Below are 24,641 nucleotides of genomic sequence, written 5' to 3'. Positions count from 1 at the left end.
ATGACACCTCTCGGATCAACGCAGCGGTTTGTCCGCCAGCCTTCAGGCCCACAGTTCGTCGAGCGTCTTCCCGACCACTTCGAACAGGAAATCGAGCTCGGCATGCGTGATCGTCAACGGGGGGCTTATCGCGATGAGGTCACGAATGCCGCGGACGATCACGCCATGCTTTCGCGCGATGGCCGCCGCCTTGATGCCAAGCGGGCTGGTCGCGACGCGGTCGGCCTTCTGGCGCGACGCCGGTAACAACTCGATTGCGCCGATCAGCTGATATCCGCGCACCTCCCCGACCGCAGGATGGCTCGCGAACGCGCGCAACTTCTGCTGAAAGTACGGGCCGACATTGTCGCGCACGCGCTCGACGAGCCGTTCGTTCTCGATGATCGCCAGGTTCGCCAGCCCCGCGGCGCAGGGTGTCGGGTGACCGCTGTAGGTGAAACCGTGAGCGAGATAGCCACCGGTGTTCAGCACGTCGACCATCTCGTCGCTCACCATCGTCGCGCCCAACGGAAGGTAGCCACTGGTCAGGCCCTTGGCGACGCTGATGAGGTCGGGATCCAGGTCCCACAGGTTCGACGCCAGCCAGTCGCCCAGTCGGCCGAAGCCGGTGATGACCTCGTCGGCGACGAACAGCACGTCCTTCTCGCGCGCCAGTTCGCGCAGCGATTTCAGGTAGCCATCTGGCGGCACAATCACCCCGCCGGCGCCTTGGATCGGTTCGACGAAAATCGCGCCAACCGTGTCGGCACCCTGCTGGTCGATGATCCGCCGGGTCTCGTCCACGCACCATTGGCCGTAGGCGATCGGATCGAGGTCCGTCTTTGCCTCGTAATGATGCGGGCCCGGCACGTGGACGAACATGCCCCCTTCCAGCGGTAGGTCGAATGGCGCATAGCAGCTGGGCAGGCCGGTCATGCTGGTCGTGGCCACACCCACGCCGTGGTAGGCGTAGGTGCGCGTCAGGATCTTGTACTTGCCCGGCTTTCCCTTCAGCTTCCAGTAGCCGCGCACCAGTTTTACCGCCGACTCGTTGGCTTCGGATCCACTGTTGCAGAAGATGCTGCGCTTGATGCGTTTCGGCGCGATCGCCGCCAGCTTCTCGGCCAGCTTCACGGCCGGCTCGGTAGTCGTGTTGAAGAACGACGGGTAGTACGGCACGTCCAGCATCTGCTTGTAGACCGCCTCGGCGATCTCCTTGCGCCCGTATCCGACGTTCACGCACCACAGGCCCGCCAGCCCGTCAAGCAACTGGCGGTCGTCCTGATCGGTCACGTACACGCCGCTGGACCCGGTGACCACCTGCGTGCCAGCCTTGTGCATGTCGGCGTGGTGCGTGAACGGGTGCAGGTGAAACTTCCGGTCCGACGCGCGGAGGTTGTCGAGTTGGGTGCGGTCCATACTTTCATTCTACCGCGCCGTCTTCGTGCCGACAGAACTCTCTGAGACGGTGGGTGCGGTGGTCGGTGGATCGAAGGTGACAACCAGCGTTGTCCCCAGCGGGAACTCGAACGCATGGGGGCGTGGATCAACCAGTCTCGACCCGGGCAGAACCTGCTCTAGGTCAATCTCCATCGCGCTGATGAGCCAGATGTCGCCATGTTGCCTCAACTGCTTCAGCGTCTCGTCGCTGGCGCGATCATTCAGCAGGACGACGGGTCGACCGGGCGGCAGGTAGCGTTCGACGCAGAGGTACATGTACCGCGGATCGTTGTGAATTGTGGCGGACTCTCCATGATGCCCTGCGACTGCCAATACCCGGCCGTCGTTCCCGGCGGCGGCGAGAGGCGTAGCCAGTTCACGCCAGTCCCCGTAGCGCTTTCGGTATGCGTCGCCCGCGAACAGGCCGAACAGGCTGAACACCAGCGCGAGCGCAGGCACGGCATGGCGGAGCGGGCCGTGGAGGACCTGCGCGAACGACGCCAGCACAAGGCAAAGGCTCGGCATGGCCAGCAGCACGTACCGCACCTCCCGCAACGTCCGAGTCGATTGCATCGCATCCAGCACGAGCGGTTGCGCGAGACACAGGACTAACCCGAGGTAAGGCAGCAGCAGCCCGCGATGGCGTCTGATGAATATCAACGGCAACGTGATCGTGACACCTGTGAAGACGACGTCTGCAGCCAGTGGATTGAGGAAGGCCTCGCCAAGCAAGGAGACCGGAGCCGCGACGAGGGCGCCGAAGAGACGGCCCGCGCGGCCCGGGCCAGAATCGTCGAGCCAGCCACCGATTCCACCCGCCTCGATGCGCTGGTCGATCGCGAACGGCAGCCAACTGACGGCCGCCAGAAGAAGGCCTCCGATGAGGCAGAACGCGGCATCACGGCGACGGCGTTGGTCGGCACGGGACCACCACGCGTACCCGCAGAGCGCCGCCGCCAGGCCGGCCGTGAAGTAATGCGTCAACACCATCGCGCAACTCAATACGATGATCGCGGCACGCCTGGGCCAAGTCGCGCCATCCTGGAGGAACTTCAGGACGGCTAACATCGCGGCCAACGACAGTGCGGTGGCAAGTCCGTAGCTCCGCGCCTGTTGCGCGTAAAACACCTGCTGCGGCCCGAACGCCATCAGAGTCGCCGCCCATAGTCCGACCATTGGAGATAGCGCACGCCGGCCGACGGCGTAGATCAGCCCGACCGCAAGGGTGGAGGTCACGACCGACAGAAGACGGACGGCCACGTCCGACTCGCCAACCGCGGCTCGCCATAACCTCACAATTACCGCGTAAAGTGGCGGGTGGACGTCGAACGACGTGTTCGTCCAGGCGGCATAGAACGGCACGTCCGGCGACAGTGTCGTGGGATTGGGCGCGGGGTACAACAACTGATTGAGCGGCAGTTCGGTAAAAGTCGCGCCACGCCCGGTCGAAACCATCATCGTCCACGCTTCGTCCCCCCAGAACCCCTTGGTGTCCAATTGGTATGCGCGCAGACCCAGCCCCGTTAGCATGAGGATGGCGACGACGAGGTACTCCCACCGTGCCCACTTCTGCGTAGAGGCACAGGTAGCTGCGAGCAATGGTTGACTCATGAAGGCGACCCGTGTTGCCCGTCGTGTCGTGGTGCCATACCAACGACCCCCGCGTGGCGACGGGGAGCTTACCGGAACGTGTCGCGCGCTGCACACGCATTTCGAACGCGGCGGGTATGATTGGGCCTGCCATCATGCCCGGCACACGGCACGTGCGGGGTCGACGGATGGAGCGGCGCTCTCATGTCAAACGACCAACAGCAAATTCCGCCCGTTCGGCTGGCTGATCTAGCCCCAGGCGAACGGCGCGCCAGAACCTTTGATCCCCGCACGCTCGACGTTCGCCGGATCTCGCGCGCCGGCGACCCATTGCTCGCAACGGGTTACGACGCGTTATGGACGCAATTCGGCCAGCTAGGTGAGATGGAGACCCGCGCGGTCATCGAGAAACGGTTGGCAAGGAACCCCGTGCCGATGCAGGGCGGCATCCAAACGTGCTACGAGATGATCCTCGCTCGCGAGGCTGAGGGCCGATTCGTAGGCGTGCGCGACCACACGGCGATTCTGTCGCCCAGCCCGGCGCCGCCAATGTTTGTCGTGCACCTGTCGCACGTGCTAATCGCGCCGGCGCACCGGGGCAGCGGGCTCGCGGGATGGATGCGGACCTGGCCGCTGGCCACCGCAGCAGAATGCGCGGCCGCGGCAGGCATCTCGACGCCGGTGCCGACCATCCTGGTGGCCGAGATGGAGCATCCGGATCCAATCGACCCGGCGAAGATGTCACGATTGATCGCATACGAGAAGGCGGGGTTTCGCAAGATTGACCCCGCGGCCATCGACTACCATCAGCCAGACTTCCGTGATGCCGCCGCGATCGACGCTGACGTCGTGCGGCCGCTGCCCATGTCGCTGGTCGTGCGACGAGTGGGGCACGAAGCCGACGACACGATCGTCGCAGCGACCGTCCGCCGCATCATCACCTCGCTATACCGCATGTACGACGCCGACTTCCGCCCCCAAGACATGGCGGCGGTGTACGATCAATTGGCCACGCTGCCATCCGATGACGTGCCGATTGCCCTGGTGCTACCCACGGACTCACGATGACGATCAGCACCTTCTACCATCCCGGATACGCCGCCCCGATTGGACAGCACATTATGCCGATCCGTAAGTTTGGCCTGATTGCCGACGCGTTGCGGGGCGAGCCGCGCGTGCGGCTGATCGAGCCGAAGCCGGTGAGCGAGGCGGACGTGCTGCGGGTGCATGAACGGGCGTACGTCGACGCCGTCCGCACCGGCGAGCCGCGGGCGCTGGCGGAGAGCCAGAAATTTCCGTGGAGCCCGCAGTTGTACGAGTCGGTCTTGCTCACCAGTGGCGGGTGCTACGCCGCGGCGAAGGCGGCGATCGACGAGGGTGTGGCCGCCGGGCTCGTCAGTGGGTTTCACCACAGCCACGCGAGCCAGGGCGAGGGGTTCTGCACGTTCAACGGGCTCATCATCGCGCTCGACCGCCTGCGGGCCGAGGGCACAATCCGCACCGCGGCGATACTGGACTGCGACCTGCACTACGGCAACGGCACGGCGCAGTTGGCGCGCACCCGCCCGTACGTGTTCGCGTGGTCGATTTATGGCAACGATTACTGGGACAACACCGCCTACCGCGACGTCTCTGTTCGCCGGCATGAGGACGGCGAGAACCACCGGTCCATCTCCTTGCCCGCTGGCTGTGATGGCGCGACGCTCGCTGCGACGCTCGACACTGTCCTGCCTCTGATGCTGTCGCGCGGCAAGCCGGACGTGCTGATCTACCAGGCCGGCGCCGACCCGTATCGCGAGGACCCGTTCTCGCCACTGGCCCTGACGCACGATGATCTGCTGGCGCGGGACAGGAAGGTGTTCGAGTTCGCGCGGTCGCACTCCATCCCAATCGCCTGGGTGCTCGCCGGCGGCTACACGAGCGACGTGATGCAGGTGGTGAAGGTTCACACAAACACGTTCGAGGCGGCGGTGTCGGTGTACAGTTGAACGGTTCCGCCGTACCACGGGCGGCTCGCCCGTTCCCTCGCTATGGAGACGAAGAGAGACACGGGCGGGACGCCGTGGTACGGGGATAGTTGTGCGGCGCGCGGCATAGGATAGGTTATGGGAAACACCGTCACATCATGGCGCAATCGATCACCGGGCGATCTGTCGATTGAGTTGCCCGAAGTCCACAGCGACCCAACCGAGCCCGCGATCGAGGCGGCCGTGAACGCGTCGCGCGGTTGGGCCGCGACGCCGCTTGGCGACCGCGTAGCGATGTTCAAGCAGGCGCAGGCCGCGATCGAGCAGGACAAGCAGCACTTGGCCGACGGTATCGCGCTGGAGACCGGTAAGCCGTTGCGCGAGGCGACGGGTGAGATCGGTGCCGTCATCGCGAAGTTCGATCTCACGATCGACGACGCCCAGCGGCTGCTAGCGGACGATTCGCCCCAAAATCTGCACCCTGCGATCGTCCGGCGGCGGCCGCGCGGGCCGGCGGTGGTCGTGGGGCCATTTAACTTTCCGATCCACCTGCCGCACGGGCAGATCCTGGCCCACCTGATCGCAGGCAACCCGGTCATCTTCAAGCCCTCGCCCTTGGCGGCCAACGTCTGCGCGCGGTACGGGCGCGTCATGGCCGGCATCTTCCCCGCAGGCGTGTTCAACCTCGTGCAAGGAGGCGGTGAGGAAGGCAAGGCGCTCTGCACGCACCCGGCGGTGCGGTCGGTGGCGTTTACGGGATCGGTCCCCGTCGGCCGGCAATTGGCGACGCTGCTGGCGGGCGATCTGTCGAAGGATGTTGCCCTGGAACTGGGCGGGAAGAACGCCGCCATCGTCTGCGCGGATGCCGACCTACAAAAGGCCGCCGACGCGATCGCGGAGGCCGCCTGTCTGACCGCCGGCCAACGCTGCAACGCGACGAGCCGGGTGATCGTTGATCGGCGTGTGAGCGACGGGTTGATCGAGCGGTTGCGGCAGTCGCTGAAGAAGTTCGTGCCGGGTGATCCACTGGATGAAGCGACGAATCTGGGACCATTGGTGAGTCAGGCGGCGGTCGATCGTTACGAGCGAATGACGTCCGCCGAGGCGGATGGCCAGTGGATCATCCCGCCGGCCATGCCGTCGAGCGTGAATGGCAAGCGGGGGCACTACGTGAACGCCGCCCTTCTGCATTTGCCCGACGGCTTGGCCGCCGAGCAGCCGGCGTTGTTCGCGGAGGAAGCCTTTGCGCCGATCATCACGCTCGTGGCGGCCGCGGATGAAGCAGCGATGCTGGCCCTTCACGATCTGACGCCCTTCGGGCTGACGGCATCCGTCTTCACGCGCAGCCGGGCGACGTTCGACCGCATGGCCGACGGGCTCGCCGTCGGCAACGTCTACGCGAACCTGCCGACGACGTTCTCCCCCTCCACGCTCCCCTTCGGCGGCCTGCGCGATTCCGGCAACGGTCGCCCCGGTGGCCGTGGGTTTGTGCGGTTCACGACCGACGAGCAGGTGGTGCAGTTGGGGAAGGACGGGTTTGAAAGGTAAAGAATGTCGATCCGGTCCCTCTCCCGGTACGCCGGGAGAGGCTAGGTGAGGGTGCCTTTAATCTTCCGGCGTCGTCAGCAGTTCAGAATCACCCTCACCCTAACCCTCTCCCGGCGTACCGGGAGAGGGGACCAGAGCCGCTCGTTTCCGCTGAGGCAATCCCGCTAAACAAAACATTGCCCTCCGCCCACCGCTGCCGCTACACTCGGGCGAACCAGTCCGCCTCGCGTGTGATCGTCATGCTATGACCGTCCGATTGCCCTCCGGAATGCGGCTCGTCAACCTGCTGCTCGGCAGTTGGACGCTGCTGATCCTTATTTTCCTGTACCTGCCGATCGTCCTGCTGGTCGTCTTCTCGTTCAACGATTCGCGATTGAACGTGAAGTGGGAAGGCTTCACCTGGAAGTGGTACGGCGACCTGGGCCTCGAATGGTACGGGACGGCTACGAAATGGGTCTGGCAGACCACGCTCGCCAAGATCGGAATTGGCGCTGCGCCCGCGGCGCTCATGCCGGCGCCGCCGTTGATCGGCGCGATGAACAACAGCATTATCGTGGCGGCGATCACGACCGTCATCTCGGTCATCCTTGGCACGCTCGGGGGTTGGCTGCTGTACCGCTACAAGTACCCGTTCATGCGGGCGGTCAACACGCTGATCTTCGTCCCGATGATCATTCCCGAGATCATTATGGGCATCAGCCTGCTGCTGCTGTTCGCGCTGGTCAACCGCCACAGCAACGTGCTGCTGGGGCAGATCGGCTTCGACGGCAACCCGATGTCGCTGGGATACACGACGATCATCATCGCGCACGTGACGTTCTGCTTCCCGTTCGTGCTGATCGCGATCCAGGCCCGTCTGGCCGGCGTCGACCCGGCGCTGGAAGAGGCGGCACTGGACCTGGGCGCCACGCCCACCAAGGCGTTCTTCAAGGTGATGGTGCCCTACCTGCTACCGGCGATCATCAGCGGGGCGCTCATGAGCTTTACGCTGAGCCTGGACGAGTTGATCGTCACCTACTTCGTCTACTCCGCCGACTCGCAAACGCTGCCGATCGTGGTGTACGGGCGCGTACGCAAGGGGCTCGACCCGTCGCTGAACGCGATCAGCACGATCTTCGTCGTCGCCACGGTGGTGCTGGTTCTGGGCGCAGAATATGCTCGGCGGTGGAAGCGATAGTGTGATAAAAGGAATGACGAATGACCAAACCCGAATGACCAATCAATGTTCAATGACCAATGCGACCCTAGGAGTCAACGTGAGCGACATGGTCATTGGTGCTTGGTCATTCATTGGTCATTCGGATTTGGTCATTGGTCATTATCTCATAAGGAGGTCAGATGAAGCGTTTCATAAAACTGTTGGCTGCCGGGCTTGTGTTCATGTCCACCGGGATCGCCGGTGCGCAGAGCAAGGAACTCAACCTGTACGCCTGGTCCGAGTACGTGCCGCAGGGCGTGATCGACGGGTTCACCAAGGAGACCGGCATCAAGGTGAATTACGAGACCTACGCCAGCAACGAGGAAATGCTGGCCAAGCTGTTGGCCGGCGCCACGCAGTACGACCTCATTCAGCCGTCGGAGTACACGATCGAGTCGCTGGTGAAGTTGGACAAGCTGGAACCGATCGACTGGTCGAAGGTGCCGAACATCAAGAACATCGACAAGGCGTACAAGAACCTGCCGCACGATCCCGAGCAGAAATTCACGGTGCCATGGATGGCGGGCACGGTCGGCATCGTGGTGAACACCGAGAAGATGACCGACGAGATCAAGGGGATGACCGACGTCTTCCAGGACAAGTACAAAGGCCGCATCGTGGCGCTGGACGACGGCCGCGAGATGGTGACGTGGGTGCTGGCGGCGCAAGGCAAGGACATCAACAACATCACCCCCGAGGTGCTGGCCGGTGTGAAGCCGACGCTGGCCGAGTGGGTGAAGCTGATCAAGGTGTTCGACAGCGACAGCCCGAAGACCGCCATGCTCAACGGCGACGTGGACCTCGGCGTCGTCTGGAGCGGTGAGGCAGCGCTGCTGATCCAGGAAGACCCGGCCAAGTACAAGTACATCCTGCCGGAAGAGGGCGCCCACCAGTTCATCGACAGCCTCGCCATCCCCAAGGGCGCGCCGCACAAGGAGAACGCGATGCTGTTCATGAACTACATCCTGCGTCCCGAGGTCAGCAAGCTGATCAGCGACGACTTCCCCTACACCAACCCCAACACCGAGGCGCGCAAACTGCTGAGCGACGAGCAGCGCAATAACGCCGCCAGCTACCCGAAGGAGGCCAAGCTCTCCACCTTCCGCGAGATCGGCGATGGCGCGACGCTGATCGACGAGCTCGTCACCGACGTGCGCAGCGGTGGCTGATCGGAAGTCGATCGCAGATCCTGCCCCTCTCCCGGTACGCCGGGAGAGGCTGGGTGAGGGTGATTTCGAACGACCACAGAATCCCTTCCATTGTCATCCCGAGCGGAGCCTCAGGCGACGGGAGGGATCTCGGTCAGCCGCGAATCGTCAGGCCAATCGAGATCCCTCAGGTCGCCAAGGCTCCCATCGGGAGGACATCTTGCGCACGGCAGCATCCAGGTAAGCTCCTCGCCGCACCGCCCCATGACCCCCACCGTCCCCACGACGCTTGCCACGCCCACCGCCCATCGGCGTCCCGGCCTGTTCGGCTGGCTCCTGATGGCGCCGCTGCTGCTTTGGCTGGCGCTGTTCGTGATCGCGCCGACGGCGATCCTGCTCGCCTACAGCTTCGGGCAGCGCGACGCACTCGGCCAGGCTGAGTTCGAGTGGCGCGACGAGAAGACCGGTGAGATCACCGCGTTCGACAACTACCTGCGCGTCTTCGACCCCGCTTACCTCCAAGTCTTCACCCGCTCGGCGGGATGGGCCATCTGCGGGGCGGCGATCGGACTGGCGATCGCGCTGCTCTGGTGGCACCGCACCGGTCGCGTCGGACCGGAATCGCGGGCGATCTGGCGCGGGTTGATCTGGGGCGGCGTCATCGCGTTCTTCGTCGGGTTCGACCGCTCGGTCGACCTCGTCGAAGGGGGCAATTACCTCAAGATCCTCTGGCGCAGCGTGAAGTACGCGGCGTACACCACGATCATCTGCGTGATCGCCGGTTACCCCGTCGCCTACTTCATCGGCCGGGCGAGCGAGGCCAACCGCAACCGCCTGCTGATGCTGGTGATGGTCCCCTTCTGGACGAGCTTCCTCATCCGCACCTACGCGTGGATCACCATTCTGAAGAGGGAAGGCCTGCTCAACAGCTTCGTCGACTTCGCAGGCGTCTCGTTCCTGCTGGCAAAGCTCGTGCAGTTCGAATTTTTAGCCAAGTGGCTCAGCTATCGGGATGCGCCCTACATCACCGCCGAGGGGCAGTTCGATTTGCTGTACACACCGGTCGCGATCATGATCGGGCTGGTTTACTCCTACCTGCCGTTCATGATTCTGCCGATCTACGGCAGCGTCGAGAAGATGGACAACGCCCTCGTCGAGGCCGCGTTCGACCTCGGCGCCAGCCCCGCGCGGGCGTTCGGCCACGTCATCATCCCCCTCACCCAGCCCGGCATTGTCGCCGGCTGTCTGCTGGTCTTCATCCCCGCCATCGGCATGTTCGCGATTCAGGACCTCATGGGTGGCCGGCGCGTGCAGATGATCGGCAACATCATCCAGAACCAGTTCGGCCAAGCCCGCAACGCCCCCTTCGGTGCCGCCCTCGGAATGACCCTGCTGCTGATGTTCATCGTCGTCTTCTGGTGGACCAGCCGCAAAGACGCGACGACCTGATCGCGGGCCACCCACGCTCACCCGCCGCTCTTCTGTAGGACAGGCATTCCTGCCTGTCTCTCCCCCCGTATTTTCTTCTCCCGGTAGGACGGACATTCTTGTCGGTCTCTCCTTGCGCGAATAGTGCGGTTTCGTCGACGAAGAAGAGACGCGAAGACGCGAAGGCGCGAAGCAAGACGCGAAGGAGATTCCGCAACCAGTTGTGGCGACGGCGGTTTGGGTAAGGCAGAACGCGAAACCGTGCACCATTATGCACCATTATGCACCATCAAGTGGATGCGATTGAGCGGGGCGCCCCGCGCGACGTCGGCTATTCAGTTGTCAAAGAGCACGCTATCCATCTCTACGCCCGCGCTGCGCCGTTCACGCGGAACCGGCGCAACACCCTTCGCGCCTCCTTCGCGTCTTCGCGTCTTCGCGCCTTCGCGTCTCTTCCTCTTCGTTGTCGCGGCTCCGCAACGTGGTTGACGAGAACGATGCCCCACCCAAAGGCAAAAGACGGAAGCGACACAGGCACGAATGCTCGTCCCGCAGAAGAAGGAATACGGGGGGAGAGGAGGACGCCCTGAGAGACAGGCAGGAATGCCTGTCCTACAGAAGAGGGTGCCACGCGACGCGGCGGTTGCGGGGGTCGCCGTAAAGGTAAAATGAACGAGCCTCGCCCAGATTGGGCGAGGCTCGTCTTACTTCAAGTTGTCCAACCTAACCGTTACCGGCGGGCCTGGTCGTAGTAGCCCACGTAGTACAGGAAGCGGTTCTGGTTCAGCACGGGGATGTTCAGCTCGCCGGCACGGTTCAGGATTTCCTGGAACGTGTTCAGCTCGGCCTGGGCGTCCTCGTATTTCTTCTGGTTCACGGGGTCGGCCCGTTCCTCTTCGGTGAAGTTCGGCACGACCGGCTCGGCGCCGATCACGACGAAGTCGGTGTTCACGTTGATCTGGTCACCCACGCGGCCGCCCCACTGGGTGATGAGCTGCTTGATGACGTTGGCGTCGCCGGGGGTCGAGACGCCGTTCTGGTCGAGGTCGAAGTTGCCGTAGATGTAGAACGCGTAGCGGGTGTTGCGGTCGTAGACGAGGTTGGCGATCAGGTCGCCCTCGGTCAGCTGTTCGCCGGGCGTGGTGCGGGTGATGCGGCACTCGCTGCTGGTCGACCCGACGCGCAACACCTCAAGCGACGCCTTGCCCTGGGGCAGGTCGTTGGACTCGGCGCTGGGGATCGGCACGCCTTCGGACTTGTCGTACACCTCGAAGGTCAGGCCCGGGGCGATCTGGTCGCCGGCGCCAAGGCCGATGTAGGCGATGTTGTTGCCCGGCAGGCGGATGATCGTGCCATCGGCTTGGCCGATGACCGCATTCGTCACGTTGCCGCGGAGCAGCGCGATGCGATCGCGGATGCGCTTCAGCTCGCTCTGCAGGTTCTTCACCGTGCTGTCGCGCTCGGCGATCTGCGTGTTGAGGGCTTCGGTGTTGGCAGCGGCGCGGGTGCGTTCGGCCTCACGTTCGGCCTCGATCTGAGCGACCTGCTCATCCTTGCTGCTGCGATCGGTCTGAGCCGCGGCGGCGGTGGCGGCGGCCTGGTCGCGGGCTTCCTGCACGGCCGTCGCGTTGGCGGCGACCATGGCCTCCTGCTGCTGCTTGGCGGCCGTCACCTCGGCGGCGGTCGCGTCGCGCTGCGTCGTCAGCTGGGCGATCTGCCCTTCACGGGCGACGATCGCATCGGCCAGCGTCGAAACCGCGCTCGCCAGATCGTTGCCGATCGTCACGCCCTGCACGCCCTTCAGCTTGTCCTTCGCGCTGTTCAGCGCCTGCCGGGCCGTGGCGGTGGCCGCGGTCACATCGGGCTTGCCGCTCAGCAGCGTCGCCACCTGTCGCGTCTGACCGAGCGCGACCGTGAGGGCGGTGTCGTTCGGGCCAAACCCACTGGCAGGGGCATCCTTGGCGGCCTTGAGGGCTTCAATCTCCGGGCCCTGCAGGTTCGACTCGGCCACGATGCCGTTGTACCGCAGCCGGAAGCTGCGCAGATCCTCTTCCGAGCGGGTCGCCCGGGCACTGTAGATGAACGCGAAGATCGTCGAGGTGACGAACAGGATCGCGAAGATGACCACGGCCGTAATCAGACCGCCGCGCGAACCTTGCGGGGAAATGGGGGGCATAGGTGAGGCCTCCGTCGGTGCAGTTATCGAAGCAGGAAAGCGGGGCTAGAACGATTCCGCCTATCGCATCGGACAAGTGTACCGACCCGCTCGCGCGCGGGTCAAGAAAACTGTAAGCCACCGCTACAGATTGACGTTATCGGGCGTTCGTAAACTGGATGCGATCCTCGCATGGGTGCCACGGGTCGCGGTACCCCGAGACCTGTGTTTTCACCACGGCGGCGGACAAAGGAAGACACAGGTCTGCGAGTACGCCGACTCGTGGCACCCGGCCTGAACTGCGTTACCGGACGCATTGCGGGGCGAAGGCGTTTTCAGGGCGTTTTCGCCACTTCGCATGATCCTGGTGGCAAATAACCCTCATGGGATGCTCCATCCCATGCATCGGATGCTCTGTCCCATGCATGGGATGCTCCGTCCCATGCATGGGATGCTCTGTCCCATGCATCGGATGCTCCGTCCCATGCATGGGATGCTCCGTCCCACGCATGGGATACGGCGTCACACCCTTGGGGCATTCCTTCGACTGCTCGCGTGTGATCCTCCGTCTCATAAATCGACGTTCGCGTCTGCTGCCCCTAAGATTCGTCGCACGGATGCCAAACAAATCCTTCTACATCATCGACGGTCACGCCCAGATCTACCGCGCCTACTTCGCGCCGTTCCGCGATTTGACCAGCCCCACCGGCGAGCCCACCAAGGGCACGTTCGTCTTCACGCAGTGGCTGCTGAACCTCATCGAACACCGAAAGCCCGACTACCTGGCCATGGTGATCGACCAGGGCGGCGACGAGCACGTCTTCCGCAAGGAGATCTTCCCGGAATACAAGGCCAACCGAAACAAACGCCCCGACGACTTCGGCCCGCAGGAAGAGCGCATCCTCCAGATCGTGCGCGACGCCGGCATCCCCATTTTCGGCAAGAACGGCTTCGAGGCCGACGACCTGCTCGCCACCATGGCCAAGCGGCTGTGTACGACCGGTTACGACACGTTCCTGGTCAGCAAGGATAAGGACCTGCGCCAGCTCGTCGGCCCGTGCGTGAAGATGTACGACATGGCCGGCGACAAGGTGATCGACGCCGCCGTCATGGAAGCCGAGCTCGGCTTTGGCCCGCACGAGGCGGTCGAGATTCAGACCCTGATGGGCGACAGCACCGACAACGTCCCCGGCATTCCCGGCGTTGGCCCGAAGACCGCGCTCGAGCTCATCAAGAAGTACAAGACGGCCGACAACGTCCTCAATCACCTGGCCGAGCTAAAGCCCAAGCAGCGAGAAAACTTCGAGAAGTACGCCGACCGCCTGCCGATCTCGCGCCAGCTGGTGACGCTGAAGGATGACGTCGAGATGGAGTTCGACCCGGAGGCGTGCCGATTTCAGGGACTGAACAAGAGCGCGCTAACGACGCATTTGCAGACGCTGGGCTTCAACAACCTGATCCGACGCATTGGTGGCGATGCCCCGCTCGCGGCTTCGCAGACGAGCGGACGCGGGAAGCAGACAGCGGCCTCCGCGAAGCCGCAAGCGCCCAACCTGTTCTCCGACGGATTGTTCGGTCCCGACACATCCGCGCCGCAAGCCAACGAAGACGGCACGCCCATCAACGCGCCCGAGACGTGCGCCAGTTGCGACTATCAACTGATCGATACGGAAGAGAAGCTCGACGCTTTCATCACTGCACTGAGCAAGCAGCCGCGCTTCGCGTTCGACACCGAGACCGACGACCTCGGCGCCATGCGTTCCAACCTCGTCGGCATGAGCTTCAGCTGGCGTGCGACCACGGGCTATTACATTCCCGTGAAGGGACCGGTCGGCTGCACGATTCTGCCGCGCGAGCGCGTGCTGGAAGCGGTCAAGCCGATTTTGGAGAACGAGCAGATCAAAAAGGTCGGCCACAACCTGAAGTACGACCTGATGGTCATGCGGCAGGCGGGCATCGATTTTCGGGGCATCGAGCTCGACACGATGATCGCGGCGTTCCTGATCGACAGCAGCCGCATGCAGTACGGCATCGATCGCCTGGCGCTGGACCTGCTGAACATCAAGAAGGTGGCGACCGTCGAACTTCTGGGCAAGGGCAAGACGCTGCGCACGATGGACTGCGTCGAGTTGAACGCCATCAGCCGCTACGCCAGCGAGGACGCCGACGTCGCGTGGCGGTTGTACGAGTTCCTGCACAACCGGCTGGAACAACTGCCGACGATCAAAAAGCTCGGCGACGAACTCGAGACGCCGCTGATCGAAGTGCTGGCCACGATGGAGACCAACGGCATCGCCGTCGACCCGGCCGTGCTGAAGGAGCAAAGCGAGGTGCTCGGCGTGCGCATCGACGAGCTGCGCGAGCGCATCTACACCGAGGCCGGTGGCGAGTTCAACCCCGACTCGCCCAAGCAGTTGGCCGACGTGCTCTTCAACCGCTTGGGTCTGAAGACCGGCAAGAAGACCAAGACCGGCTTCAGCACCGACGTGCAGGTGCTGGAACGCCTGGCCACCGAGCACCCCGTGCCGCGTATGATTCTGGACTACCGCAGCATGGTGAAGCTGAAGAACACGTACCTCGACAACCTCACCGAGTACATCAGCCCCGCGACCGGCCGCATCCACAGCCACTTCAACCAAACCGGCGCCGGCACCGGCCGACTGAGCAGCAGCGACCCGAATTTGCAGAACATCCCGATTCGCACGGATGAAGGCCGGCGGATTCGCAGCGCGTTCGTCCCGGGCGACGCGGCGCGCAACGTGTTACTTACGGCCGACTACAGCCAGATCGAGCTGCGCATCCTCGCCCACTTCACGGGTGAACCGGGCTTGGTGAAAGCCTTCGCCGAAGATGAGGACATTCACCAGGCCGTCGCCAGCGAGGTGTTCAACGTTCCGCTGACCGAGGTGACGCGCCAGCAGCGCGGCTACGCCAAGACGATCAACTTCGGCATCATCTACGGCGTATCCGCCTTCGGCTTATCGCAGCGCATCGAAGGCCTCAGCGTCTCGGCCGCCGGTGAGCTGATCGCGGCTTATCACAAGCGATTCCCGGGCATCAACGAGTTCTTCAAGAAATGCGTCGCGGAGGCCCACGAGAAGGGCTTCGTCGAGACGATCAGCGGCCGCCGGCGACCGATCCCCGACATCGCCAGTGGCGTGATCGCCCAGCGCAACTACGCCGAGCGCGCCGCGATCAACAGCGTCGTCCAAGGCAGCGCCGCCGACCTCATCAAGCTGGCCATGCTGCACGTCCACCAACGCCTGACCGCCACTAAGAGCGCCAGCCGTATGCTGCTGCAGGTCCACGACGAACTCGTCTTTGAAACCCCCCAAGCCGTCGTGGAAGCCGAGGCCGCCCTCGTGCGCGACGAGATGACCAAGGCAATGACGCTAAGGGTGCCGCTGAAGGTTGAGGTTGGCTGGGGCAAGAACTGGCAGGAAGTGAAGTAGCACCACGGCCCGCCCCCCGTACCGCCTCTTCACCGTGGCATGGGCGTCTCGCCCATGCTTGTAATGAGGCGGGAAGATTTACTTTGTGGCTTGCTGCGCGACCGAAGCAGTTGGCCACAAATAAAATCGCCTGTGCTATCTACACGCATGGGCGAGACGCCCATGCCACGGTCAGACTCGCCTCCACGAAACCATTAGTACGCCCGGATCTCAAACACCCGCGCCTCTTCCGCCCCCTGCGTCGCGGTGACGTTCAGGCGCAGCGAGCGCACCACCACGGGCTTCTCGAACCGGTGCACGCGCTTGCGCTCGTGGTTGCCGGCGACCGTCACGGCCTTGTCGCCGTTCACCTCGATCGTGTAGTCCTTCACCAGTTCCGGTTGCGGTCCGCGGATGCAGTGGGACGTGGTTCCGTTGCTGGGGCTGAGGATCAGTTCTCGGGTGAAGCCGCTGTCGAACCAGAGGTGCAGCTCGCGGATCTCGACCGGTTGCGGCCAGCGCACCTCGATCCATTGCGGTGTGCCCGCGGTCAGGGCGGCGCTGCGCCAGCCGTGGCTTCGCAGGAGTTCGGCGGTCTTCGGGGCCACCTCGTCGCGCGTTTGACCGTTGCGGATGTTCTCGACCGCGGACGGCGCAGCCGTCGAACTGGCGGTGATTTCGGCCGACATCACGTGGTTGCCCGCGGGGTCGACCTTCGTGTTCAGCAGCGTGACGTCGTGGCGCAGCATCGTCTGCTGCAATCGGCGAAGGCGCTGGGCGTCGGCGACCAGTTGGGCTGGCGTGACCTGCTCCTTCACGCACTGTGCCGCCGCGAAGCCCACGGCCTCGCCGCCGATGGCGCACGTCGCCATCACGCGCGTCGAGGCGAACCCCACGTGCGTCGCGCTGATGTCGCGGCCGGCGAAGAACAAGTTCTCGATGTTGCGCGAGAAGTAGCAGCGCAGCGGGATTCCGTACACCGTGGGCGTGTGCGTGGGCGTGAACGGCGGCTCGTCCACGGCGTCGATGCCCCTCACCGGGTGCAGGTCGATCGCCCACCCGCCGTACGCCACCACGTCGGGGTGCTGGCGGGCCTCCAGCACGTCCTGCTGCGTCAGCACGTGCGGGCCCATGAAGCGCCGGCTCTCGCGCTTGCCGGGGACCGCCCCGACCCAGTCCAGCGCCCAGTTGGCGCTGTCGGGGAACAGGCCCGAGTTCTTCACGTAGTCCCACAGGCCCAGCGCGATGCGATACAGCTCGTGGCGGATCGTGGTGCAGTTGTCCTTGATCGTATTCAGCGTGCCGCCCCACTCGATCCACCAGAATCCGTATTCCCACGAGCGGAAGTGGCGTCCCACCTTCAGTTGCTCGGGGTCGAACTTGCGCGCCCAGGGCGGCGGCGTGAACGGCACGGGGTGACCCACGTTGCGAGTCGTCAACAACATCGAGCTGCCCAGCGTGTGCACGTCGTCCACGTCCACCGCCAGCGACTCGCCATGCATGGCCTTGGACTCGCGGCCAATGCGGAAGTCGGCGCCCGCCTCGAACCCCAGCCGGCCGTCACCGGTGCAGTCGGCGAACTGCTTAGCTCGAATGACGAACTCGTCCTGCGTGATGTTGCGCACCACGCGTGCCGCCGCAATGCGACCCGGCACGCCGTTGAACTCGTACATGCGATCGGTGCGCGCTGGCAGCTTCGCCGGATCCAAGCCACCGAACGCCATCTCGACGCCCACCACGTCGGAATCGAGCAACAGCGTGATGTTCGGCTCGGCGATGACCTTCTCGTACAGAATCGCGTCCCACAGTGGGAACGACCGCTCGGGGTTGCGCACGGCATCTTCCAGGCGGAGTTCTTCGATGATGCCCGACTCGCGCCAGCCCTTGCGCCCGCCGTGGTTGTCGGCGCCGACGATGTGCATGCGGATCTCGCTAGACGCGTTGCCACCGAGCACGCTGCGATCCTGCACGAGCACCACCCGCACCCCCTGCCGCGCCGCCGCGATCGCCGCGCACACGCCAGCCATGCCACCACCGGCCACCAGGAGGTCTGTCTCGATTTCGTGAAGGTCGTTCATATGGACGATCATGCCATAGAACCGGCCATTTCAAATGGGGGCTTCCGCGGAAAGCATGGACGAAACATGCGCGGGACGGTCGCTGCACGTTTATGGGACGGAAGCTGGGCAGCTATTGCCGCTTACGGTCGGCGGTGGGCGTGGACTTCCAGTACCGGCGATACAGGCGGGAGAAGTACAGCGGGTCGGCGTATCCCACCTGCGCCGCGACCTGCTTGATGCTGAGGTCCGACCGCTGCAGGTAAAACCGCGCCGCACTCATGCGCAATCGCAGCAGGTAACCATTCGGGCTGAGCCCGGTCATCTCTTTAAACACCCGCCGGAAGTGGTCGGGACTAAGCCCCGTGCGATCGCGGACCTTCGTTGCGACGCTGGCCTCGGCGAAGTGGCGGCCGAGCCATGCCACTGCCTGCCGCACCGAATCGTCGCCGCGCGAGGCGTCGGACGTAAACCCGTCGCTGATCGTCTCGTCGAACAACGGCGTCGCCGTCGGCAGGAAGCGCCCGAGCACGGCCTTCAGCTCCCCCTCGACCGTCAGGCGCGACGGCGCATCGTCGCGCTGGTACAGATCGCGAATGCGATGGAAACTGGCCAGTTCCAGGGGCACGTCGCTCGTCGCGCGCAACAGCGGATGATGCGGCTCGTCCAGCTCCGGCTCAGCCCGAAACTCGCACCAGCCGATCGAGCACGTCTGCCCCGGCGCCAACGTCCACCGCGCCGCCGACGCCGCCGGCCGGTAGAACATGTCCCCCGCGTGCAACCGAACGAGCTGGCCATCGATCTGATATTCGATCGCGCCGTCGTAGACGAGCATGAGCTTGGGAAACGCCACCACGTGCCGTGCGTGCACGGCCCCGGGCGGCGACGTCAACACCTGCGCCTCGGTAATGATGAGGCGCGACCGAAGCAACGCCGCGAGATAATCGACTGCGGTGGCCATGCCAGTGGCGGTCGATGATCGCTACGGCGGATTGGTTTGGCAATGGTGTCCGGAGATGTCTCAGGACGATCGCGGACAACACAGTTCGTTCGCCTTTAATGCAACATGTCATCCCGAAGGGAGCGGTAGCGACCTGAGGGATCCCGACGGCGCAACATCGCTGCCAGTGGGAGATCCCTCGGGTCGCTACCGCTCCCCTCGGGATGACAACGAAACGGGCGCACCCGCGCGTGGCCAGAATCAGATATACGTCAACATCGCCGCCCGATCCGAATCCGTCACACGGAAGAACGTTTTATTGAACTCGGCATGCTTCGTCTTCAAATAGATATCCCGGAACTCGCTGCCGAACGTTTCGGGAACCAGTTCGTCAGCCTCGAAGGCGTCCAGCGCGTGAATCAGCGTGCGCGGGATGCTCTGGACGTTGCGACGCTTCTTCTCGTCCTCCGTCATCTCGTACAAGTTCATGTTGAGCGGCTCGCCGGGGTCGATCTGCTGGCTGATTCCCTCCAGACCCGCCGCCAGGTGCAGCGCGGCGGTCAGGTACGGATTGCAACTCATGTCCGGTGAACGGTTTTCAATGACCGGCCGGCTCATCGGCAGGCGCAGCATCGCCGAGCGGTTGTTGTTGCCGTAGCCCTTCAGCACCGGCGCCCAGCTGACGTCGGTCATGTCACCTTGGGCCAGTAACCCTTGGTAGCTGTTGAACGTGGGGCACGAGATGGCGGTGATCGCCCCAGCGTGCTTCAGCAGGCCACCGACGAAGTGGAACGCCGACTTGCTGAACGGCAGGCCATACTTCTTGGCCAGGGGCTCGTTGGGGTCATCCTGCATGAAGACGTTCTTGCCGGTCTTCGTGTCCATCAGGCTCATGTTGTGGTGCGCGCCGTTGCGGAAGTCGTGGCTGAAGGGCTTGGGCATGAAGGTCGCGATCGCGCCGATGCTGCGCGCGACGTTCTTGGCCATCAGGCGCAGGAAGATGAAGCGGTCGGCCATCGTGAGGCATTCGGCGTAGTTGAAGTCGAACTCGTACTGGCCGTAGCCCCCTTCCTGGTCGAAGCTGAACAACCCCCAGCCAAGTTCCTTGATGTACTTCGCCAGTGGCACAAGGAAGCCAGCCGACTGCATCGTCTGGTCGACGTCGTACGCGGCGCACATGCCCTTGTACGGTGTGGCCAGCGGCACGTACTTGCCGTCGGGCGTCTCCTTCAACACGTAAAACTCGGGCTCGATTCCGATGTTGAACAGGTAATTCCGGTCGGCGGCGCGGGCGATCGCGCGCTTCAGCATCACGCGGGCGCAGTTGACGTAGGGCTTGCCGTGAAAGTACAGATCGCTGGCAAACCAGGCGTAGCGCTTGTCCCACGGGCAGATCACGCACGATGCCAAGTCCGGCACCGCGGCGCACTCGTCCTTTTCAGGGCCCACGAGTCCCATGCCCTCCATCGCGCCGACGGTGAACAGCTCCGACCCCTTGCACATCTTCTCGAAGAACTCGATCGGCACGCACTTGGCCTTCGGCACGCCGTGCACGTCGACGTAACTGGCAAAGCAATACTCCACACCCGCGTCGATCAGCTTCTTCTTCGTGGCGGCGACCAACTTCGGGTCCTGTTCGATCATCTGCATGACTTGTCCCTCAAAAACAAAAACAGAAAGAACAACTTGGCAGGTTACGGCTAGACCGATGGCGCACTGGCACCCTGCGGCTTTGACGCATCCTGCAATCTAAATAGGTGAATGGAACTACTGAAAAAGGAGGACGGCGACACTTGCCCGGACTGCCGCCGTCCTACCTTCAAACCGATCAGCGATTACTTCGTATCCGCCGCGACGGTGATGCCCTTGGCTTTGGCCAGTTCCATCGTGATGCTGGGGTCGAGGTACGAATCGATGTCCTGCGGCGACTCGTAGACCTTGTGCTTCACGTTGAACGCGTCGGCGACCTTCGTGCTGCCGTAGATGGAGGTCAGCGCCTCGCTCTTCTGCCAAGCCTTGGCGGCCTCGTCGAGCGACAGGTGGTACGTGCCGTCCAGGAACGGCGCGTACTCCGCCGGCGCCACCCCACAGCGGCCGGCCATAATCTTGATCGCGTCGTCGCGCGTGGCCGGGTCCTTCAGGTAGTCGACCGCCATGTACCACGCCTCGGCCACCTTCTTCCAATCACCACGCCGGGCGGCGAGGCTTTCGCGGCCGACGTAGAGGCAATCGAAGATCAGGCCCGGCGCGTCCTTGCTGGTGAAGATCGTCTTCGAGCCCGGCACCTGCGTTAGCGCCTGCCCCGAGAACGGGTAGTACGATCCAATCGCATCCACATCGCCCGACGCCAGCGTCTGCGGCGTTTCGGGGGTGGATACGTTGACCAGCGTCACGTCCGACTCGCTCATGCCGTTCATCTCCAGCGCTTTCAGCAGCAGGAGGTGGTCGACGATGTTCAGCTCGAGCCCGATCTTCTTGCCTTTCAGGTCCTTCACGGTCTCGATGCCCCGGCCGGGCGCGACGACGATCATGTCGTTACCGTTGGAGAAGTCGTTCAGGAGGATGTTGGTCCCCTTACGGCCACCGGCGCCGGTGACCATGGCGTCGCCGTTGGTCATCGCGACACCGTCGAGCTTACCGGCGCTGAAGGCCTCCATGCTGGCCATGTAGTCCATCCAGACCAGCTCGACCTTCACGCCGGCCTTGTCGAAGAAGCCCTTTTCCTTGGCGACGTCCCAGAGGTGCCAACCGGGCCAGTCGCTATAGCCGATGCGCAGCGCCTCCTGTGCCCGCGCAACGCCGGACAGCGCCAGGGAGATGAGAAAGGCAAAGACGAACGCGAGGGACCTGACGGGTGACACCATGGAGCCTCCGATGCGCACGAACCGGCGTGCGCACGACCAGTAAAGGGTGGTAGACCGTTGCTAAACGTGTTGCAGTAAGCTTGGGCGGCTAGTGCTGCAAATCAGCAACAACTGAGCGGTGTTGGTCGGACGGCCGGGGAGGCCGAATCTCGGTGGCGTTTTGATTGCCACCTACGCCGTACGGCGGGACCAAACTGTCGAAGGTGCGTAAAGCAACCGCCGTGCCGCCGGATGGCAGGCGTAGTGGTGAACGTGGCGCAACGCGTGTTCCACGCGGAACAATGCAGGACTTACGGATCAAACGCAGGGTCGGGATACATCCGGATCCAGCAACACGTGCACCGGTGGTCGATCCCCATGATGCACAGTTCCGCTGCAACCGGTGATGCGATGCCCCGAAAGCGCGCAGACATCGCACGTTCGGCCATATGAACTTTGCCCTTGTGGAACACGTCATCCGCGCAGTCCGCGTCATCCTGAGGTACTCCGAAGGATGTCTTTCTTCTCGAAGCGAATACGGTGGAGATCCTTCGGAGTACCTCAGGATGACGGTTTACTAGAGCCGTTCGTCAACTGCCTGCACACGCCTGGAGCGGCCCCTGACTTCATCCTCGCCCCGTCGTCCCGGCCGCCCCTCCCCGCTTGGCCCTCCATTTGCTGTGCAACCTTCGGGCAGCTAGTGCACAGCAACAACGGAGCGATCTTGTGATTGATGTTCGAGGTATCACAGATGTCGGCTATCAAGACGACCCCGTTGTCCGTGCTTCATGAGAAAATGTTGGAAGCGGCCGGTCGGCCGTTGAGCCAGGCGACGACCTTTCCGCCCGGCGCGTACACCGACCCGGTCCACTACGAGTTCGAGGTCGACAATATCCTGAAGCGCGAGTGGCTCAGCGTGGGCCACGTCTCGCAGATTCCCAAGGCCGGTGACTACTTCAACCTAGACCTGCTCGGCGAGCCGATGGTCGTCGTGCGCGGCAAGGACATGCTCGTGCGCGTGCTGTCGCGCGTCTGTCCGCATCGCGGCATGGACGTGAACCCAACCGAGTACGGCCGTGAGGCCAAGGGCAACGCGCGGTTCCTCATCTGTCCCTACCACTTCTGGACCTACGACCTCGACGGCCGCTGTAAAGGCGCGCCCGAGATGAACAAGAGCGAGAACTTCAACCGCAAAGAGACCGGCCTGCCCCACTTTCGCTCGGAAATCTGGAACGGCCTGATCTTCGTCACCTTCGCCGCCGACATTCCCCCTGCCGCTGAAGTGTACGGCGACATGGGCAAGAAGCTGGCCGACTGGCAGCTGGGCAACCTTGAAGTGATGGCCGAGATGGAGTGGGACTGCGCCTTCAACTGGAAGGTGATCGTCGAGAACTTCGCCGAGTGCTACCACCACTGCGGCGCGCACATCAAGACGTTCGAACCGCTATTTCCGGCTAAAACGTGCTATTCGGATGAAGAACAGCCGATGTACACCGTTGCGCATCTGCCATTGATCAAAGAGCTGGCCGACGACGTGCGATCGGACAAGAGCGAGCTGAAGACCTTCATCGATATTCCCACCGTGCCGGTCGAGAAACGCGTGGAGTGGTACGTCTACGTCGGCTACCCCACCATGCTGCTGTTCGCGGCGCCCGACCGCGTCTACTGGTACCGCGTGGTGCCCGATGGTCCCCAGCGGGTGAAGCTGCTGACCACCATTCTCGCCCATCCCGATGCGCGCAAGATGCCGCACTTCGAGAAGGCGCTGGAGACCGACATCCAGATGCTGAAGGACTTCCACATGGAAGACATGGAGGCCTGCGAGGCCGTGCAGAAGGGCATGAACTCCGCCACCTATCGCCAAGGCCCGCTGAGCTATTTAGAACAACCGATCTGGTTCATCCAGCGATACCTCGCCCGCAAGATTCGCGAGGCGTACGAACAACCCGTCCCGGCACCGGATCGCGGTGGCGCGATTGCCTATTCACCCCAATGCGCCGGCGACTGCCACGACGAACCCGTTGACGCCCGCGCGTATGACGTCGCCGCGGCGCACGTGCGGGCATAGGTGCATGCCTCAATTTTGGCTTTGTTCCATGAAGCTCTCCCTACGCCCCGTTCTCCAAGGCGCACGATGACCAGCACGCTCACCGCACCTCTCCCCGCGGGCACGACGTTCCGCGATGCCGACGCCGCGCCCGAAATGGTCGTGCTGCCTGCGGGCGCGTTCACGATGGGCGCGACGGACGGCGACGACAAGTTCATCAGCCGAATCGAACTGCCGCGGCACACGGTGCAGATCAAGCCGAACGTTGCCATCGGCCGATATCCCGTGACGTTCGACGCGTGGGATGCCTACTCGGCCGCCGTGCCCAGTGCACATCGCCCCGATGACTGTGGCTGGGGGCGTGGGTGGCTGCCGGTCTTCAACATCAGTTGGGACGACGTGCAGGGTTACCTGTTGTGGCTGTCGCGCATCACCGGTCGCGCCTATCGCCTGCCGACCGAGGCCGAGTGGGAGTACGGCTGCCGGGCCGGCACGACGGGCGTCTTCGCCACCGGGTCGAACATCACGGTCGAACAGGCCAATTTCCTCTACTACGACTACCGCCAGGAACCCGGCAAGGGCCGCCCGGTGGCCGTCGGTTCGTATCCCGCCAACGCCTTCGGCCTGTTCGACATGCACGGCAACGTCTGCGAACTGACGGCCGACGATTGGCACGACGACTACACCGGCGCCCCGACGGACGGCTCGGCGTGGATGAACAGTGGGGACCGTCCATCACAATGGAAGGTCGTCCGCAACGGTGGCTGGGACGCGCTGCCGCGCGTCCTTCGCTGCGCTTATCGCGATTGGATCGGCAGCGCACAGCGATTCGACAACACCGGTTTCCGCGTGGCCTGTGACCTGTGAATT

General features: G+C 63.7%; 16 protein-coding genes. 9 read left to right on the top strand and 7 right to left on the bottom strand.

Annotation, left to right across the window (positions count from 1 at the left end):
- Positions 1-42: 42 nt before the first annotated feature.
- Together VGN72_23555 and VGN72_23550 are read right to left on the bottom strand one after the other, a co-directional pair.
- Entirely contained in the window at positions 43-1,398 is a 1,356-nt protein-coding gene (locus VGN72_23555; protein ID HEV7302335.1) for an aminotransferase, read from the bottom strand.
- Positions 1,399-1,407: 9 nt separating this feature from the next.
- On the bottom strand, positions 1,408-3,030 hold the full coding sequence (locus VGN72_23550) for a glycosyltransferase family 39 protein (GenBank protein HEV7302334.1): 1,623 nt from the start codon (positions 3,028-3,030) through the stop codon (positions 1,408-1,410).
- A gap of 183 nt (positions 3,031-3,213) precedes the next feature.
- Between VGN72_23550 and VGN72_23545 the strand changes: the two genes are divergently transcribed.
- From VGN72_23545 to VGN72_23520, 6 genes are all read left to right on the top strand, one after another.
- Entirely contained in the window at positions 3,214-4,077 is an 864-nt protein-coding gene (locus VGN72_23545; protein ID HEV7302333.1) for a hypothetical protein, read from the top strand.
- Positions 4,074-4,997: a histone deacetylase gene (locus VGN72_23540; GenBank protein HEV7302332.1), complete on the top strand. Its 924-nt coding sequence runs from the start codon at positions 4,074-4,076 to the stop codon at positions 4,995-4,997. Before VGN72_23545 ends, VGN72_23540 begins: the two co-directional genes overlap by 4 nt.
- Before the next feature lie 117 nt (positions 4,998-5,114).
- Positions 5,115-6,524: an aldehyde dehydrogenase family protein gene (locus VGN72_23535; GenBank protein HEV7302331.1), complete on the top strand. Its 1,410-nt coding sequence runs from the start codon at positions 5,115-5,117 to the stop codon at positions 6,522-6,524.
- 244 nt (positions 6,525-6,768) lie between these two features.
- Positions 6,769-7,701: an ABC transporter permease gene (locus VGN72_23530; GenBank protein HEV7302330.1), complete on the top strand. Its 933-nt coding sequence runs from the start codon at positions 6,769-6,771 to the stop codon at positions 7,699-7,701.
- A gap of 161 nt (positions 7,702-7,862) precedes the next feature.
- Complete coding sequence (locus VGN72_23525) at positions 7,863-8,891, top strand: spermidine/putrescine ABC transporter substrate-binding protein (GenBank protein HEV7302329.1); 1,029 nt, start codon at positions 7,863-7,865, stop codon at positions 8,889-8,891.
- A gap of 243 nt (positions 8,892-9,134) precedes the next feature.
- On the top strand, positions 9,135-10,319 hold the full coding sequence (locus tag VGN72_23520; GenBank protein ID HEV7302328.1) for an ABC transporter permease: 1,185 nt from the start codon (positions 9,135-9,137) through the stop codon (positions 10,317-10,319).
- A 709-nt stretch (positions 10,320-11,028) separates the two neighbouring features.
- Here the strand turns inward: VGN72_23520 and VGN72_23515 are convergent.
- Positions 11,029-12,474, bottom strand: coding sequence for a hypothetical protein (locus tag VGN72_23515; protein HEV7302327.1), 1,446 nt, complete (start codon positions 12,472-12,474; stop codon positions 11,029-11,031).
- Between the two features lie 596 nt (positions 12,475-13,070).
- Between VGN72_23515 and polA the strand changes: the two genes are divergently transcribed.
- A complete protein-coding gene (gene polA, locus VGN72_23510) occupies positions 13,071-15,905 on the top strand; it encodes a DNA polymerase I (protein ID HEV7302326.1) in 2,835 nt (944 codons plus the stop codon).
- Positions 15,906-16,099: 194 nt separating this feature from the next.
- On the opposite strand, the gene VGN72_23505 is transcribed toward polA, so the two are convergent.
- The 4 genes from VGN72_23505 to VGN72_23490 all read right to left on the bottom strand — a co-directional run bounded on the left by VGN72_23505 (position 16,100) and on the right by VGN72_23490 (position 21,745).
- A complete protein-coding gene (locus VGN72_23505) occupies positions 16,100-17,962 on the bottom strand; it encodes an FAD-dependent oxidoreductase (protein HEV7302325.1) in 1,863 nt (620 codons plus the stop codon).
- Between the two features lie 112 nt (positions 17,963-18,074).
- Positions 18,075-18,902 carry an AraC family transcriptional regulator gene (locus VGN72_23500; protein ID HEV7302324.1) on the bottom strand — a complete coding sequence of 276 codons (828 nt, stop codon included), beginning with the start codon at positions 18,900-18,902 and terminating at the stop codon, positions 18,075-18,077.
- Positions 18,903-19,142: 240 nt separating this feature from the next.
- Positions 19,143-20,531 (bottom strand): hypothetical protein, encoded by a 1,389-nt coding sequence (locus VGN72_23495; GenBank protein ID HEV7302323.1) that lies wholly within the window; start codon positions 20,529-20,531, stop codon positions 19,143-19,145.
- 185 nt (positions 20,532-20,716) lie between these two features.
- Positions 20,717-21,745: an ABC transporter substrate-binding protein gene (locus VGN72_23490; GenBank protein ID HEV7302322.1), complete on the bottom strand. Its 1,029-nt coding sequence runs from the start codon at positions 21,743-21,745 to the stop codon at positions 20,717-20,719.
- A gap of 730 nt (positions 21,746-22,475) precedes the next feature.
- Between VGN72_23490 and VGN72_23485 the strand changes: the two genes are divergently transcribed.
- A complete protein-coding gene (locus tag VGN72_23485) occupies positions 22,476-23,792 on the top strand; it encodes an aromatic ring-hydroxylating dioxygenase subunit alpha (GenBank protein HEV7302321.1) in 1,317 nt (438 codons plus the stop codon).
- Between the two features lie 66 nt (positions 23,793-23,858).
- Entirely contained in the window at positions 23,859-24,638 is a 780-nt protein-coding gene (locus tag VGN72_23480) for a formylglycine-generating enzyme family protein (protein HEV7302320.1), read from the top strand.
- The last annotated feature ends 3 nt before the right edge of the window (positions 24,639-24,641 follow it).

It is taken from the genome of Tepidisphaeraceae bacterium (assembly GCA_035998445.1).
Taxonomy (GTDB): Bacteria; Planctomycetota; Phycisphaerae; order Tepidisphaerales; family Tepidisphaeraceae; genus DASYHQ01.
This window is presented reverse-complemented; position numbering and strand designations above follow the sequence as displayed.

What these genes read in the sequence shown, in the direction of transcription:
- VGN72_23555 (HEV7302335.1), bottom strand. Translation starts at nt 1,398, where the DNA reads ATGGACCGCACCCAACTCGACAACCTCCGCGCGTCGGACCGGAAGTTT.
- VGN72_23550 (HEV7302334.1), bottom strand. Translation starts at nt 3,030, where the DNA reads ATGAGTCAACCATTGCTCGCAGCTACCTGTGCCTCTACGCAGAAGTGG.
- VGN72_23545 (HEV7302333.1), top strand. Translation starts at nt 3,214, where the DNA reads ATGTCAAACGACCAACAGCAAATTCCGCCCGTTCGGCTGGCTGATCTA.
- VGN72_23540 (HEV7302332.1), top strand. Translation starts at nt 4,074, where the DNA reads ATGACGATCAGCACCTTCTACCATCCCGGATACGCCGCCCCGATTGGA.
- VGN72_23535 (HEV7302331.1), top strand. Translation starts at nt 5,115, where the DNA reads ATGGGAAACACCGTCACATCATGGCGCAATCGATCACCGGGCGATCTG.
- VGN72_23530 (HEV7302330.1), top strand. Translation starts at nt 6,769, where the DNA reads ATGACCGTCCGATTGCCCTCCGGAATGCGGCTCGTCAACCTGCTGCTC.
- VGN72_23525 (HEV7302329.1), top strand. Translation starts at nt 7,863, where the DNA reads ATGAAGCGTTTCATAAAACTGTTGGCTGCCGGGCTTGTGTTCATGTCC.
- VGN72_23520 (HEV7302328.1), top strand. Translation starts at nt 9,135, where the DNA reads ATGACCCCCACCGTCCCCACGACGCTTGCCACGCCCACCGCCCATCGG.
- VGN72_23515 (HEV7302327.1), bottom strand. Translation starts at nt 12,474, where the DNA reads ATGCCCCCCATTTCCCCGCAAGGTTCGCGCGGCGGTCTGATTACGGCC.
- polA (HEV7302326.1), top strand. Translation starts at nt 13,071, where the DNA reads ATGCCAAACAAATCCTTCTACATCATCGACGGTCACGCCCAGATCTAC.
- VGN72_23505 (HEV7302325.1), bottom strand. Translation starts at nt 17,962, where the DNA reads ATGAACGACCTTCACGAAATCGAGACAGACCTCCTGGTGGCCGGTGGT.
- VGN72_23500 (HEV7302324.1), bottom strand. Translation starts at nt 18,902, where the DNA reads ATGGCCACCGCAGTCGATTATCTCGCGGCGTTGCTTCGGTCGCGCCTC.
- VGN72_23495 (HEV7302323.1), bottom strand. Translation starts at nt 20,531, where the DNA reads ATGCAGATGATCGAACAGGACCCGAAGTTGGTCGCCGCCACGAAGAAG.
- VGN72_23490 (HEV7302322.1), bottom strand. Translation starts at nt 21,745, where the DNA reads ATGGTGTCACCCGTCAGGTCCCTCGCGTTCGTCTTTGCCTTTCTCATC.
- VGN72_23485 (HEV7302321.1), top strand. Translation starts at nt 22,476, where the DNA reads ATGTCGGCTATCAAGACGACCCCGTTGTCCGTGCTTCATGAGAAAATG.
- VGN72_23480 (HEV7302320.1), top strand. Translation starts at nt 23,859, where the DNA reads ATGACCAGCACGCTCACCGCACCTCTCCCCGCGGGCACGACGTTCCGC.